Source organism: Chlorogloea sp. CCALA 695, assembly GCF_003003885.1.
Lineage (GTDB): Bacteria > Cyanobacteriota > Cyanobacteriia > Cyanobacteriales > Chroococcidiopsidaceae > Aliterella.
Window position 1 is genome coordinate 39,182 of the sequence record NZ_PVWN01000008.1, and the last position, 14,380, is coordinate 53,561.

Genomic DNA, 14,380 nt, shown 5'->3' on the forward strand with positions numbered 1-14,380 from the left:
GTAAAAAGGAAAGAAAATGACACCAGCAAAACCCACTATTTTAGTTACCGGGGGAGCGGGATATATAGGCTCCCATGCAGTAAAAGCGCTTATTGGTGCGGGTTATGAAGTAATTGTTCTCGATAATTTGGTTTACGGACATCGAGAACTGGTAGAAGAAGTGTTGAAAGTAGAGCTAATTGTTGGAGATATTAGCGATCGCCCTTTACTAGATAAACTATTTGCTAGTCGTAATATTGCCGCAGTTATGCACTTTTCCGCCTACGCTTACGTGGGAGAATCTGTCACGGATCCGGCTAAATACTACCGTAACAATGTAATTGGCACGATCACCTTATTAGAAGCGATGATCGCATCTTCTATTAAGCAGTTTGTATTTTCTTCTACTTGCGCTACTTACGGCGTACCTCATACTGTACCAATTACCGAAGATCATCCCCAAAATCCGATTAATCCCTACGGCGCTACTAAATTGATGGTAGAACGAATTTTGCAAGATTTTGATGTAGCCTATGGTCTAAAATCTGTTTATTTTCGCTATTTTAATGCCGCCGGAGCCGACCCTACAGGCTTATTGGGAGAAGATCACAACCCCGAAACTCATCTTTTGCCTTTAGTTTTAATGGCGGCTTTGGGTAAGCGAGATTCGGTGGCAATTTTTGGCACAGATTACCCCACCCCTGACGGGACTTGTATCCGCGATTATATCCACGTTACAGACTTAGCTGATGCTCATATTTTGGGGTTAGAATATTTATTAAACGGCGGGGATACCAGTGTATTTAATTTAGGCAACGGGCAAGGATTTTCAGTTAAAGAGGCTATTGATACAGCAAGAAGTGTCACCGGACGAGAAATTAAAGTAGTGATGAGCGATCGCCGTCCTGGAGATCCGCCTATTCTTGTTGGTAGCAGCGATAAAGCTAGAAATATTTTAGGCTGGGAACCTAAGTACCCAGCCTTAAAAGAAATATTGACTCATGCTTGGAAGTGGCATCAACAAAGGCATATTTAATAAATCTTCTTGCAAGTGGGAATGTATAAATCAAAGATTCCTACTGTTTCAGATTGAGAGTAAGTTTGAAGAATGAAGGGTAAGAGTTAAATTCAACGACTCTAACTTCATCTTCTAGCCTACTTGTTAGTACAAATTACTAATATTAAAATGCGCCTACTCTGGCAACTAAAACATAAATTGTCTTCAAAATTACGTATATGTCGTATAGAGGATGCCACTGACTTTGGTAGCGCAAATCTAAGTTGACAATTTCTTCAAAGTCTTTGATGCTAGAACGACCGTTTACTTGCCACTCGCCAGTTAAACCGGGCTTTACCATTAAGCGCTTCCAGTGGCGATCATTGTAGAGGGCAACTTCATCCCCAGTAGGTGGACGGGTTCCTACTAAACTCATTTCGCCTACCAAAACGTTCCAAAATTGAGGAAGTTCATCTAAGCTGGTGCTGCGGAGGATGCGACCTACGCGCGTTACTCGCGGATCTTTTTTATTTTTGAAGATCAGACCTGAAGCTTCATTTTGTACCTGGTCTTTTAAAGCGTCAGCATTTACGACCATAGAGCGAAACTTGCGAATCTTGAAGGTGCGCCCTTGAAGACCGTACCGCTCTTGACTATACATTGCTGGGCCGGGGCTATCTAGCTTGATTGCGATCGCCACTGGCACGTACACTAGCGCTAAAATCGATAGCCCGACCAAACTGCCGATCACATCTAAAAAGCGTTTAAATACTGATGTTGCTGAACGGTGTGCAGCAATGTTTTGTTCCGCCGATTTAGATGGGGTTGCGTCGAATGCGGTGGGGAACGGTGCTTGATACATTGTCATAACTGACCTGCAATAAAGGAACCGTAGAATTACTTAGGGTTACTCTGAATATAAACTCTGACCGGAAGTAAGGGTAGTATTTCGACCTAACCTTGCAGAATCTTCATCAAGATTACTGGGATTATCCGGTTTTGTAAAGCTTACGTAAAGAGATTTTCTCAGAACTTATACTTAGGTATCTTAAACTACTAAAACTTATAGTTAAATACATGGAGGTACTTCAAAACGTGTAAGTTAGATTAGCTTCTTTAGTATAGAGTTGGTTCAAAGCTTTGAGTAGCAAGAAATGCAGGATGCAAAACAGCTTGTTTTCAGCTTGAGTTGGTAATCATCTTAAACTATATATTCCGTAATTAAGGTGTTTTAGTTTACTATTGCCCCTAGCTCCGACTAATCTAAATTTATGAATTTACCGAATTGGATTACGTTATCCCGGCTACTTGCCTTGCCAATTCTACTTTATTGCTTGGTATCACCAACGATGGAAACCCGCATTTTTAGCATGATAATTTTTTTGATTGCAGCAGCAACCGATTGGCTAGATGGTTATTTAGCACGTAAATTGAACCAAGTCACAGAATTAGGGAAATTCCTCGATCCGTTGGTAGATAAATTGCTCGTACTTAGTCCGTTACTAGCATTAATTCAACTAGGACAAGTCCCCGCGTGGGGAGTATTTTTAATCTTGGCGCGGGAATTAACTATTGCTGGGTGGCGCGTTACCCCAGGCTTAACTGGAACTACCGCCGTTGTGGGAGCGAACGCTTGGGGTAAGCTTAAAACTGTTAGTCAAATAGCAGCGATCGCGCTATTAATTGCACCGCTACCAGAAAACTGGGCAATTGTTGCTAAAGCTACTTTTTGGTTCTCCGTAGCTATGACCTTGATTTCCGGGGCAATTTATATGTTTCCACCTCAAAACCAGCACTAAGCAGAAAATTGAACCAGAAGGATTTTTTACCAGTAATTAACCCAAAATTTGCTCATCTACAGAAAAATCCACCTCGATGCGATCTTTACCTGTGGCTAAATAGTCGTTGTGGAAAGAATCTTTTAACCCAGAAATTAAATCGTATTTAGGTTGCCAATTTAGCTCATTGATAGCTTTGGTTACCGAAGTAAAAAAATGCTGAGGGCGGAAAGGAAAAGTCTTACGTTTACCAAAATCAAAGTTTTTTGGGTTGTAGTGGACAATTTGGACATTTTCGGGGGCTTTGCCCATAGCCACAGCGCAAGCACGAGCTAAATTATCAAAAGTAACGTAGCGATCACCCGATACGTTGTAAATTTGCCCAATCGCCCGTTCGCAGCCTAATACTTGCACCATCGCGGCGGCTAAATCTGCTACATGACCTAATTGAGTAATAGGTAAACCATTACCGGGAATAGGAATTGGGCGATCGCGCACCAAGCGGTCAAAAAACCAACTTTCTAGCTGATTATAATTCTGCGGTCCGTAAATATACGTAGGACGAATAGAAGTAAAAGGAATACCTAAATCTGCTAAATAAGCCTCAGTTTCGTGCTTACCCTTGTGACGACTTTTGGGATCTACCGCATCTCCTTCAACGTGGGGGAGTTCCACAGCTTGTAAATAAACTCCCGCCGAACTCATATAGACAAAATGCTGCACTTTGCCTGCAAAGATTTCAGCTAAAGGCTGAGTATCAGATAGTTCCCGACCATTGTTGTCAAAAATAGCATCAAAGTGTTGTGACGAAAGCTTTTCAACCAGATCGCTCTTGATAGTGCGATCGCCAATAATTTGTTCTACTCCAGAGGGGACAGGATGATTGCCACGATTAAATAATACAACTTCGTGACCTTGAGCTACCAATAGCTTTGTTAGGTATACGCCAATAAACCGAGTACCGCCGATAATTAAAATTCGCATAGCTAAATTAAAATTTTAAATGCCTTGATCGAGGTTATCAGTTTTAGTGCGATCGCGCTTTGTAAAATCCGTAAGTTTGCCCTGTGAAATATGCCCTCGTCCATGAATGGTTAACCCCCAAAGCTACGGGTGGCTCAGAACTTGTAGTTCAAGCCATTCTCAATAACTTTGAAGCTGACTTGTATGCCTTAATTGATTTTGAATCAACCAACAAAGAAAGTTATTTATTTGGGCGAAACATTGGTACAACTTTTCTCCAACACTTTCCTGGTAGTCAAAACGGAGTGCAGAAATACTTGCCATTATTGCCCTTCGCCATTGAACAGCTAGATTTACGCAGTTATGACATTATTCTTTCCTCCGCCCACACCGTCGCCAAGGGTGTTTTAACTAGCCCCACCCAAATGCACGTTTGTTACTGTCATACTCCTATGCGTTTTGCCTGGGAATTGACCTTTGATTACCTCCGTAGCAGCCAAATGGGCCGAGGTTTGCCGGGAGTTTTCACTAGGTATTTGCTGCACCAACTGCGCCAGTGGGATGTACTTACAGCCAACCGGGTAGACTACTTCATTGCCAACTCTCAAAATACCGCGCGGCGGATTTGGCGCTGCTACCGCCGAACCGCCACTGTAATTTACCCACCCGTCAATATTGAGCGGTTTCCTTTTTTAGAGACAAAACAAGATTTTTACGTTACGGTTTCTCGGTTAGTAAGCTATAAGCAAGTAGCTTTAATCGTCCGAGCTTTTAACCAATTACAGCGCCCATTAGTAGTCATTGGTGAAGGCGTGGAACTCAAAGAGATTCGGAAATTAGCGCAGCCAAATGTCCAGATATTAGGGGCGCAACCGGACGAAGTAGTAGAAAAATATATGTCCCAGGCTAAAGCCTTTATTTACGCAGCCTATGAAGACTTTGGCATTGCCGTTGTTGAGGCCCAAGCTTGCGGTACGCCAGTAATTGCCTATGGCGCTGGAGGAGCGTTAGAAACCGTCCTAGATATCTATCAACACCCAAAAAATGGTACAGGTTTATTTTTTGAGGCGCAAACGGTGACGGCGCTAATAGAGGCGGTAGAGAGGTTTGAACAATGCGCCAAAAATTTTCATTCTGAGACAATCTATAATCACGCTAGACAGTTTGCGCCGACAATTTTCCAAAAGCATTATCAAGATTTTGTCGAAAATTCCTGGCAGCAATTTTCCGCTCGAACGTAGCTATATGAACTTGAGCAAAAATAGGGTGGTACAGCGTTGTAAATTGTTTCTAGTTAAGAAAAAAATACACAACGCATATTTTTTTATTTCTTGTGCTTTCAAGACCCATCATGATTTAGGATAAACTTCAGCACAAAAGCAAGTACGAACCTATCGCCACGTTTCATATTCGGCTGGTACTACTACACTGTAGTTGTTAGCTAGTTGCAGCAAATTCTTCACTGGCATTTCTTTGGAGGTTGCCTGCGGTAGTGGGAAGCTAAAAACGCCATTTTTTATTTTGATCGATGAGGAAAAGTAATCGTATTATTACAGTGTTAGGTAAATCCTAGAGTTAGTTTCTGGAACTTTGAGCCCTGAAACAGACCTAGTTGGGTAGTAAAATATACATTTTTAAGGTTATCCACAATGATTTAGATCAAAATCGCTTTATTTATGGTCATCTGGCTTTAAGATCGGGACTATGTGTGGTGTGGATTGTGTTAAGGAGTATGATGACTGCCCATTCACTCCTCTTTGGCAAGCGATTAAGAGCCTTCGTAAAAGGCAATCCTGGTTGTGTCGATGGTGGTAGCAAATGGTCTAAAGGAGTGACTTCTATAGTCCGCGTTGCTACTAGCGGGGTGGAATCAAAAACTGAATCATTGCCTTCTGGACGGAGATTATTTAAAAATCTTTACCTATGGTTGCGCTTAAACAAAGAGTTTAATAAGCGACTATTTGATATTGTATTTTCGCTGTTTGTGTTGATTGGATTTTCTCCATTGTACTTATTGCTAGTTTCGTTAATTGCCCTAAGTTCAAAAGGACCAATTTTCTATATGCAAAAACGAGTGGGTAAAAATTACAAACTTTTTACTTGCATTAAGTTTCGCACTATGGTCACTAATGCCGATGAGGTGTTGCTAGATTTAATGGATTCTCCGGTATTTCGTCAGGAGTTTGAAAACAACTTCAAGCTAAAAAAAGACCCTAGAATAACAAGGATTGGCAGATTTTTACGATTGACTAGCCTTGATGAATTTCCGCAATTTTGGAATGTTTTGCTAGGAGATATGAGTGTAGTAGGCCCACGCCCTTTAGTAGTTGAAGAATTACCTAAGTATGGGGGGTATATCGATAAGGTTTTAACTATAAAACCTGGGATTACAGGATTGTGGCAAGTGTCAGGAAGGAATGACATCCCCTACAGTCGCCGCATTCAAATTGACCTTTACTACGCAAAAAATCATAATTTTTGGTTAGATATATGGATAATTATCAAAACAATTGGAGTTGTACTTGTCCCCAAAAATAATGGCGCTTACTAAAGCAATATTATTGTAGAGGTTCGATGCTTGAAAATTGTAGCTCGAACCTTAATTTTTCAGAGAAAACTTGAAATAAAAAACTACATTTAATAAATCTTTCAATTAATATTTAGAATTTAAATTAATTTATTACTGAACCAAGAAAAATAATTTGTTGGTTCAGTAATAAATTTTAAGGGTAATAACAAACATAAGTTAAATCCTAATTAAATTTATTTAACACCAATCGTTGGAAAAATCTCGCTCATCTGGTAACTTATATCAGATGAGTATTTACTTGAGATCACCCCAAAGGACTAGCATGAGTGAAGGCAAACGAGCGCTGATTACAGGAATTACCGGACAAGATGGTTCTTATCTGGCGGAACTTCTACTAGAAAAAGGTTATGAAGTACACGGTATTATTCGCCGCACTTCAACATTTAATACCGATCGCATCGACCATATGTATGAAGATCCTCACAAAAAAGGGGCGCGGTTATTTTTACACTACGGCGACTTGACGGACGGTGCAACTCTAAGAAGAATTTTAGAAGACGTTAAACCTATAGAAATTTATAACTTAGGCGCTCAGTCTCACGTTCGAGTCAGCTTTGATTCGCCAGAGTATACGGTTGATACAGTGGGGATGGGAACGCTACGTTTATTAGAAGCAATTAGAGATTATCAACAGCGTACAGGGATTGAAGTCCGGTTTTATCAAGCGGGTTCATCAGAAATGTATGGTTTAGTGCAACAAGTACCCCAAAAAGAAACAACACCCTTTTACCCGCGAAGTCCTTACGCCTGTGCTAAAGTCTACGCCCACTGGCAAACCATCAATTACCGCGAATCTTACGATTTGTTTGCCTGTAACGGGATTTTATTTAATCACGAATCGCCCCGCCGAGGAGAAACTTTTGTCACGCGCAAAATTACGAGAGCGATCGCCCGTATTGTCACGGGAAAGCAGAAAAAAACCTATTTAGGAAACCTCGACGCTAAACGGGATTGGGGCTACGCCAAAGACTACGTTAAAGCTATGTGGCTGATGTTGCAGCAAGACAAACCCGATGATTACGTAATTGCTACAGGGGAAACCCACAGCGTTCAGGAATTTCTCGATTTAGCTTTTAGCCATGTCAATCTTGATTGGCACGACTATGTAGACTTTGACGAGCGCTACTTGCGTCCAGCAGAAGTAGAATTATTAATTGGCGATCCAAGTAAGGCAAAGCAATGTTTAGGTTGGGAACCTACCGTTACGTTTAAGGAGTTAGTCGCAATTATGGTAGAAGCTGACTTACAAGCTTTGAATTATAGTAGCGCTGACGGTACTCATGACATGAAGGATTTAGCGACAACTCGGCAGCAGACTGGCAACCACTTTTAACTTATATAAAAGCAATAAAATTATGACCGTTTTAGACTTAAAAAACAAACGGATTCTTGTTACTGGTGGGGCGGGATTTTTAGGTCGTCAAGTAGTTGAGCAACTGGGCGTTGCTGGGGCAGACCCTAATAAAATTACTGTAGTAAGATCTAGCGATCGCGACTTGCGAACTTTAGAAAACTGTCAGCGTGTTATCGAGCATCAAGACATAATAATTCACCTAGCGGCCCACGTGGGCGGCATTGGTTTAAATCAAGTCAAACCTGGGGAATTATTTTACGACAATCTCATGATGGGCGCACAACTAATTCACTGTGCCTATCAAGCAGGAATTGAAAAATTTGTCTGTGTCGGTACAATCTGCGCCTATCCAAAATTTACTCCTGTACCTTTTAAGGAAGATGACCTCTGGAATGGCTACCCAGAAGAAACTAATGCGCCCTATGGCATTGCTAAAAAAGCCCTATTAGTACAACTCCAAGCTTATCGGCAGCAGTATGATTTTAATGGCATTTATTTATTGCCTGTAAATTTGTACGGTCCTGAAGATAATTTTAATCCCGATAGTTCCCACGTAATTCCAGCTTTAATTCGTAAAGTCCACGAAGCGCAGCAACGGGGAGATCGGCAACTTCCCGTTTGGGGGGATGGCAGTCCTACTCGTGAATTTCTTTACTCCCAAGACGCGGCACGAGGAATTGTGATGGCGACCGTTGCCTATAATGAAGCGGAGCCTGTCAATTTGGGAACGGGTTATGAGATTTCTATTGGCGACTTAATTAGCTTAATTTGTCAGTTGATGGAGTTTGAGGGCGAAATTGTCTATCAAACAGGTAAACCTAATGGTCAACCGCGCCGTTGCTTGGATACGAATAGAGCAAAGCAGGCTTTTGACTTTACAGCCCAAATAGATTTTAAACAAGGGCTAAGTAATACGATCGCTTGGTATCGCCAGCACTCTACTTAAAATTGTAGGGATGCGTTTTAGGCGCGTCTCTACTCCCCAATACCGGCAATTGATTATTACTATTAATCCTCCAACAAGCAAAAATCAATTAAGGCGATTACTTTTGCAGCAGCGCCAACAGTTGCCACCTTCCCAATGGCAAGAAAAAAGTAGCCACATTTGCGCCTTATTGCAATCATCGGCTATATTTGTTAACGCGAAAACTATTGCCGCTTATTTTAGTTTTCGCTTTGAACCAGATTTGAGTTGTTTATTTACTACTAAACATAATTGGGGGTTTTCACGCTGCGTTAATAAATCGTTGATTTGGCACTCTTGGGCATGGCAACAACCTTTACAAACCAACTTTTACGGCATTCTAGAACCTTTACCTACGGCTCCTCTTTTACAACCGAAAGATGTAGATTTAATTATTGTTCCGGCGGTGGGTTGTGACGCGCTAGGCTACCGTTTAGGCTACGGGGGCGGTTATTATGACCGCTTACTTAGTTCTCCCCTCTGGACTACTATACCCACTATAGGAGTAGTCTTTGATTTTGCTTTTATACCCCAGTTGCCAATTAATTGTTGGGATCAAAAACTGCACGGCATTTGTACAGAGAAAGAGTTGATAATCCTAAATTAATTTTTAATTCAAGCCGCGCAAAGGAGAATTCTCCTCTGCGCCCTAACCACCTACCTTTAGCAAGCATTTAGTTAGATCAATATAATTCCATAGTACGACACTTAATGTAAATAAGTCAAGCATTTTTAAAAAATAAACTGATAGTTTGTAGAGCAAAATAAGGGAGAGACAAAGAGATTTTTAATTAAATAGAAATAATAAACTTAGTTAAATAGATAGGTAAAGAAATGAAAGTAAAAAATACAACTTATAGACCAAACCGATGGTGGAAGAACGCGTTTAAGTATGGAGTATTGGGATCTGGCGCAATGTTGATGTTATTGCCGTTGTTGTGGCTAGTAAGTACATCATTAAAATCGCCGACTGAAGATATATTTCAATTTCCACCACAGTTGTTGCCAAGCCAGCCGACAGTAGATAATTACATTCGAGTATGGCAAACAAACCCCTTTGGCACGTATTTATTTAACAGTAGTGCGATCGCCGTATTAAGCGTAGGATTGAACTTATTATTTTGCGCTTTAGCGGCTTATCCCTTGGCAAGGTTAGATTTTCGGGGAAAAGAAGTAATTTTTAGCTTAGTTGTTTCCACAATTATGATTCCCTTTCAAATCGTCATGATTCCCTTGTACATACTCACAGTCCAGCTAGGAATCAGAAATACTTATATAGGAATTATTTTCCCGGCGATTTCTTCAGCCTTTGGCATATTTTTACTGCGACAAGCCTTTGCCGCCGTACCCAAAGAAATGGAAGAAGCCGCCCGTATGGATGGATGTACGGAATTAGGGTTGTGGTGGCACATAATGCTACCTGCTATTCGCCCCGCCTTAATGACGTTGGCAATTTTTGTATTTATCGGCTCTTGGAGCGATTTTTTGTGGCCTTTAATAGTTTTAGATCGCCCCGAATTGTACACATTGCCCTTGGGAGTAGCTAATTTAGCGGGGACATTTTCTTTAGACTGGCGATTAATTGCTGCCGGATCGGTAATTTCTATTGCTCCGGTGTTAGGACTATTTTTGTTTTTACAGCGTTATATAGTGCCAACGGAGGCTGGGAGCGGGGTCAAAGGGTAAAAAATTGGCAGTTTTGACGGCAATACTCACTTAACTAAGTAATTGTTCTTAAATATTACTTTTACTGGTGCAAAGTGTAACGGAATGCAAAGTATAATTAAACCCAGAAACATTAATAATCCTCACAAGTAAAAAAATATATATGCGAGTAGCGATCGCCGGGGCAGGTCTAGCAGGACTGTCTTGTGCCAAATATCTTACAGATGCGGGTCATACGCCGATAGTTTTGGAAAGCCGGGACGTATTGGGCGGTAAAGTGGCAGCGTGGAAAGATGCAGACGGCGACTGGTACGAAACCGGGCTGCATATCTTCTTTGGGGCTTACCCCAATATGTTGCAATTATTCAAAGAATTAGACATTGAAGATCGGTTGCAGTGGAAAGAACACTCAATGATTTTCAACCAGCCAGACGCGCCAGGAACTTACAGCCGTTTCGACTTTCCCAATTTGCCAGCGCCAATTAACGGGGTAGCAGCAATTTTGGGCAACAACGATATGCTGACGTGGAATGAAAAAATCCGCTTTGGTATTGGGTTAATTCCGGCGATGATTCAAGGGCAAAAGTACGTCGAAGCAATGGATAAGTATTCTTGGACGGAATGGCTGCAAAACCACAAAATTCCCGAAAGAGTCAACAAAGAAGTATTTATTGCTATGAGCAAATCGCTGAACTTTATCGGCCCAGATGAAATTTCGGCAACTATTTTATTAACGGCTCTCAACCGCTTCCTCCAGGAAAAAAATGGCTCCAAAATGGCTTTTTTGGATGGGTCGCCGACAGAAAGGTTGTGCCAGCCAATAGTAGACCATATTACTAATAGCGGCGGTGAAGTGCGCTTAAACGCACCGCTCAAAGAAATTCTGCTTAACCCCGATGGCTCCGTTAAAGGCTTTTTACTTAGTGGAATAAAGGGAGCAGTCGAGGAAGTTGTAACGGCGGACTTATATGTTTCGGCGTTGCCTGTAGATCCTCTAAAATTACTCCTCCCAGAGCCTTGGCGTAAAATGGAGTATTTTCAAAAACTAGACGGATTAGAAGGCGTACCTGTAATTAACGTCCATATGTGGTTTGACCGCAAGTTAACGGACATTGATCACTTATTATTTTCGCGATCGCCTTTACTAAATGTTTACGCCGATATGAGCAATACTTGCCGCGAATATGCTAATCCCGACCGCTCCATGTTGGAATTAGTTTTAGCGCCAGCAAAAGAGTGGATTAGCAAATCGGACGAGGAAATTATTGCTGCTACTACAAGCGAACTTGCAAAATTATTTCCCGACCATTTTAGCGGTGATAATCAAGCAAAACTACTAAAGTATCACGTCGTTAAAACTCCACGATCAGTCTACAAAGCCACTCCTGGTCGCCAAGAGTACCGCCCTAGTCAAACAAGCCCAATTAAAAATTTCTTTTTAACTGGGGATTACACCATGCAACGCTACCTAGCAAGTATGGAAGGAGCCGTATTTTCTGGTAAGCTAACAGCGCAGGCGATCGCCAGCACCAAAATTGAGACAACATTGTCCGAACCCTTACAAACGCCACTCCAGACTGCAACGAATGCTGCAACTGCCTGAATCCCCGTGCATGAGAAAATTAGTCTCTGTAGAGGATGCCTACGAACTTTGCCGCCAAATTACGGCAAAGTATTCCAAAACTTTTTATCTCGGCACACTGCTTATGAACCAGCAGAAGCGCCGAGCAATTTGGGCAATTTATGTTTGGTGTCGCCGGACAGACGAATTAGTTGACGGCCCGGCGGCAGAATTTACGACCCCAGAAACCCTAGAACTATGGGAAAAACAGTTAGAAGCGCTGTTTGCCTTCCAGCCGCTTGAAGACCCGGACGTGGCGTTAGTAGATACTATTCAACGCTTCGGGCTAGATATTCAGCCGTTTCGAGACATGATTGCGGGACAGCAAATGGATCTGTACCGTAGTCGTTACGAAACCTTTGAAGACTTAAACTTGTACTGTTACCGAGTTGCGGGGACAGTGGGTTTAATGTCAACAACGGTGATGGGGGTAGATAGTCGGTGCAATACTGCCTCTTGGAGTCAGCAAAAAATCCCCGATCCCACCCCGGAAGCGGTAACTTTAGGGATTGCAAATCAACTTACAAATATTTTGCGCGATGTTGGCGAAGATGCTAGGCGAGGACGAATTTATCTACCTTTAGCCGAGTTAGCAAGCTTTGACTACACGGAGCAAGATTTATTTAAAGGTGTAATTGACGAGCGATGGCGAGAACTAATGCGCTTTCAAATTCGCCGTACCCAAGAGTATTACCGCCAAGCTGAAAAAGGAATTGGCTACCTAGCACCCGATGCACGCTGGCCAGTCCTCGCATCTTTAATGCTTTACAGTCAGATTTTGCTAGAAATTGAACGTAACGATTACGACGTATTTAAAAAACGGGCTTACGTGTCGGGATTCAAAAAGCTTCGTTATCTACCAATGGCTTGGCTGCGAAGTCAAGTGCTTTGATCAAGTTGCCCCGACTTGATCAAAACACTTGCATATTGTTGTCAGGTCTGGTAGATTAGTTATTGCCTCATAACTGGAGAGGTGGCTGAGTGGTCGAAAGCGACAGATTGCTAATCTGTTGTACGGCAGGTAACTCCGTACCGAGGGTTCGAATCCCTCCTTCTCCGTTTTCCGAACAATGTTTTGGCTCTTTTGGTCTAAAATCAAATTCATTTGCAAATTGTGGAATGAATTGAATTTTTAGCAGTGAAGGAGTCGAATATTTTTATGGTTAATAAATTTGCGATCGCTTTAGCAATAGCAAGTGGGCTACTAGCGGTCGGTTGTCAACCTACTACTCCCACAGGAGAAACTAGCCCCACGCCCTCAACTTCAACTAATAATGAGGGACTAAAAATTGGCTCCCTACTACCCCTAACAGGAGATTTAGCTACTATTGGGCAGCAAATGGCGGGGGCTGTACCGTTATTAGTAGAACAAGTTAATGCCTGTGGGGGTGTAAACGGGCAAAATGTTACCCTAATATCCCAAGACGATCAAACTGACCCCGTAGCTGGCACTACAGCAATGACTAAGCTTGCCGAAGTAGATCAAGTGGCAGGAGTCGTTGGTTCTTACGCTAGTAGCGTTTCTGGTGCTGCCATCGGGGTAGCAGCGCGTAACAAAGTTGTCTTAATTTCTCCTGGTAGCACTAGCCCAGTATTTACCGAACGAGCCAAAAAAGGCGAACTTAAGGGATTTTGGGCGCGGACTGCACCCCCAGATACTTACCAAGCCTTAGCCTTAGCTCAATTGGCAAAGGAAAAAGGTTTTAAACGGGTATCAACGGTAGCTATCAATAATGACTATGGCGTTGGGTTTGAAAAAGCTTTTATTAGTGCTTTCAAAAAATTGGGTGGAACGATAGTTAATGAAGCTAAACCCACTCGTTACGACCCCAAAGCAACTACTTTTGATACTGAATCGGCGGCGGCTTTTGCCAATAAACCCGATGCGGTTGTTGCCATACTTTACGAAGAAACTGGTAGCTTGCTACTCAAATCTGCTTACCAGCAAGGAGTCAGCCAAGGCATCCAAATTATGCTCACCGACGGCGTGAAGTCCGCAGGTTTTCCGGGGAAAGTTGGTAAATCTAGCGATGGTAAATTTATTATTGGCGGCGCAATTGGAACTGTACCCGGTGCAGATGGCAAAGCTTTACAAGCGCTTACGAAGCTGTGGCAAACTAAAAAAAATCAACCACCAGGAGAGTATGTACCCCACTCTTGGGATGCAGCAGCGCTTTTAACTCTAGCCGCCGAAGCTGCTAAAGCTAATACAGGGGTTGGTGTGCAAAGTAAAATTCGTGAAGTTGCGAATGCTCCAGGGACAGAAGTATCAGACGTTTGCGAAGGGTTGAAGTTATTAAAATCCGGTCAAGATATCAATTATCAAGGAGCAAGTGGCAACGTAGATATTGATGAAAACGGCGATGTCTTGGGCGTTTACGATGTGTGGACGGTAACTAATGATGGCAAGTTATCAGTTACGAGTCAAGTTAGCCCGAAATAGTCAGCATTAATTCTAGGGACACGCAA

13 protein-coding genes and 1 tRNA gene are annotated in these 14,380 nt (G+C 42.2%); 12 read left to right on the forward strand and 2 right to left on the reverse strand.

Annotated features, from left to right (window positions below):
* The first annotated feature begins 16 nt into the window (after positions 1-16).
* Positions 17-1,015 carry a UDP-glucose 4-epimerase GalE gene (gene galE / locus C7B70_RS06385; protein WP_106368228.1) on the forward strand — a complete coding sequence of 333 codons (999 nt, stop codon included), beginning with the start codon at positions 17-19 and terminating at the stop codon, positions 1,013-1,015.
* 145 nt (positions 1,016-1,160) lie between these two features.
* On the opposite strand, the gene C7B70_RS06390 is transcribed toward galE, so the two are convergent.
* Positions 1,161-1,844, reverse strand: coding sequence for a sugar transferase (locus tag C7B70_RS06390; RefSeq protein WP_233220838.1), 684 nt, complete (start codon positions 1,842-1,844; stop codon positions 1,161-1,163).
* 403 nt (positions 1,845-2,247) lie between these two features.
* On the opposite strand from C7B70_RS06390, the gene pgsA reads away from it, so the two are divergent.
* Positions 2,248-2,775 (forward strand): CDP-diacylglycerol--glycerol-3-phosphate 3-phosphatidyltransferase, encoded by a 528-nt coding sequence (pgsA, locus tag C7B70_RS06395; RefSeq protein ID WP_106368229.1) that lies wholly within the window; start codon positions 2,248-2,250, stop codon positions 2,773-2,775.
* A 36-nt stretch (positions 2,776-2,811) separates the two neighbouring features.
* On the opposite strand, the gene C7B70_RS06400 is transcribed toward pgsA, so the two are convergent.
* Positions 2,812-3,738 carry an NAD-dependent epimerase/dehydratase family protein gene (locus C7B70_RS06400; RefSeq protein ID WP_106368230.1) on the reverse strand — a complete coding sequence of 309 codons (927 nt, stop codon included), beginning with the start codon at positions 3,736-3,738 and terminating at the stop codon, positions 2,812-2,814.
* 83 nt (positions 3,739-3,821) lie between these two features.
* Here C7B70_RS06400 and C7B70_RS06405 point away from each other — a divergent pair, with 83 nt between their 5' ends.
* The 10 genes from C7B70_RS06405 (at position 3,822) to C7B70_RS06450 (ending at position 14,354) form a co-directional block, all read left to right on the forward strand.
* Positions 3,822-4,958 carry a glycosyltransferase gene (locus C7B70_RS06405; protein WP_106368231.1) on the forward strand — a complete coding sequence of 379 codons (1,137 nt, stop codon included), beginning with the start codon at positions 3,822-3,824 and terminating at the stop codon, positions 4,956-4,958.
* 491 nt (positions 4,959-5,449) lie between these two features.
* Complete coding sequence (locus C7B70_RS06410) at positions 5,450-6,268, forward strand: sugar transferase (protein WP_369831824.1); 819 nt, start codon at positions 5,450-5,452, stop codon at positions 6,266-6,268.
* Positions 6,269-6,569: 301 nt separating this feature from the next.
* Positions 6,570-7,640: a GDP-mannose 4,6-dehydratase gene (gmd, locus tag C7B70_RS06415; RefSeq protein WP_106368310.1), complete on the forward strand. Its 1,071-nt coding sequence runs from the start codon at positions 6,570-6,572 to the stop codon at positions 7,638-7,640.
* Between the two features lie 22 nt (positions 7,641-7,662).
* Complete coding sequence (locus tag C7B70_RS06420) at positions 7,663-8,607, forward strand: GDP-L-fucose synthase (protein WP_106368232.1); 945 nt, start codon at positions 7,663-7,665, stop codon at positions 8,605-8,607.
* Positions 8,608-8,668: 61 nt separating this feature from the next.
* Positions 8,669-9,232 (forward strand): 5-formyltetrahydrofolate cyclo-ligase, encoded by a 564-nt coding sequence (locus C7B70_RS06425; protein ID WP_106368311.1) that lies wholly within the window; start codon positions 8,669-8,671, stop codon positions 9,230-9,232.
* A 308-nt stretch (positions 9,233-9,540) separates the two neighbouring features.
* Positions 9,541-10,311, forward strand: a complete 771-nt coding sequence (locus C7B70_RS06430) for a carbohydrate ABC transporter permease (protein ID WP_233220843.1) — start codon at positions 9,541-9,543, stop codon at positions 10,309-10,311.
* A 142-nt stretch (positions 10,312-10,453) separates the two neighbouring features.
* Complete coding sequence (pds, locus tag C7B70_RS06435; protein WP_106368234.1) at positions 10,454-11,893, forward strand: 15-cis-phytoene desaturase; 1,440 nt, start codon at positions 10,454-10,456, stop codon at positions 11,891-11,893.
* Positions 11,877-12,803, forward strand: a complete 927-nt coding sequence (gene crtB / locus C7B70_RS06440) for a 15-cis-phytoene synthase CrtB (RefSeq protein WP_106368235.1) — start codon at positions 11,877-11,879, stop codon at positions 12,801-12,803. The genes pds and crtB overlap by 17 nt, the downstream gene beginning before the upstream one ends.
* A gap of 75 nt (positions 12,804-12,878) precedes the next feature.
* Positions 12,879-12,970 (forward strand) — tRNA-Ser (locus C7B70_RS06445).
* Between the two features lie 100 nt (positions 12,971-13,070).
* Positions 13,071-14,354, forward strand: coding sequence for an ABC transporter substrate-binding protein (locus C7B70_RS06450; protein ID WP_106368236.1), 1,284 nt, complete (start codon positions 13,071-13,073; stop codon positions 14,352-14,354).
* Positions 14,355-14,380 lie beyond the last annotated feature (26 nt).

Excerpts from the sequence above, each read along its gene's own strand:
- pgsA (WP_106368229.1), top strand. The coding sequence starts at position 2,248 with ATGAATTTACCGAATTGGATTACGTTATCCCGGCTACTTGCCTTGCCA.
- C7B70_RS06420 (WP_106368232.1), top strand. The coding sequence starts at position 7,663 with ATGACCGTTTTAGACTTAAAAAACAAACGGATTCTTGTTACTGGTGGG.
- pds (WP_106368234.1), top strand. The coding sequence starts at position 10,454 with ATGCGAGTAGCGATCGCCGGGGCAGGTCTAGCAGGACTGTCTTGTGCC.
- crtB (WP_106368235.1), top strand. The coding sequence starts at position 11,877 with ATGCTGCAACTGCCTGAATCCCCGTGCATGAGAAAATTAGTCTCTGTA.
- C7B70_RS06410 (WP_369831824.1), top strand. The coding sequence starts at position 5,450 with ATGATGACTGCCCATTCACTCCTCTTTGGCAAGCGATTAAGAGCCTTC.
- C7B70_RS06430 (WP_233220843.1), top strand. The coding sequence starts at position 9,541 with ATGTTGATGTTATTGCCGTTGTTGTGGCTAGTAAGTACATCATTAAAA.
- C7B70_RS06390 (WP_233220838.1), bottom strand. The coding sequence starts at position 1,844 with ATGACAATGTATCAAGCACCGTTCCCCACCGCATTCGACGCAACCCCA.
- C7B70_RS06450 (WP_106368236.1), top strand. The coding sequence starts at position 13,071 with ATGGTTAATAAATTTGCGATCGCTTTAGCAATAGCAAGTGGGCTACTA.
- galE (WP_106368228.1), top strand. The coding sequence starts at position 17 with ATGACACCAGCAAAACCCACTATTTTAGTTACCGGGGGAGCGGGATAT.
- C7B70_RS06400 (WP_106368230.1), bottom strand. The coding sequence starts at position 3,738 with ATGCGAATTTTAATTATCGGCGGTACTCGGTTTATTGGCGTATACCTA.
- gmd (WP_106368310.1), top strand. The coding sequence starts at position 6,570 with ATGAGTGAAGGCAAACGAGCGCTGATTACAGGAATTACCGGACAAGAT.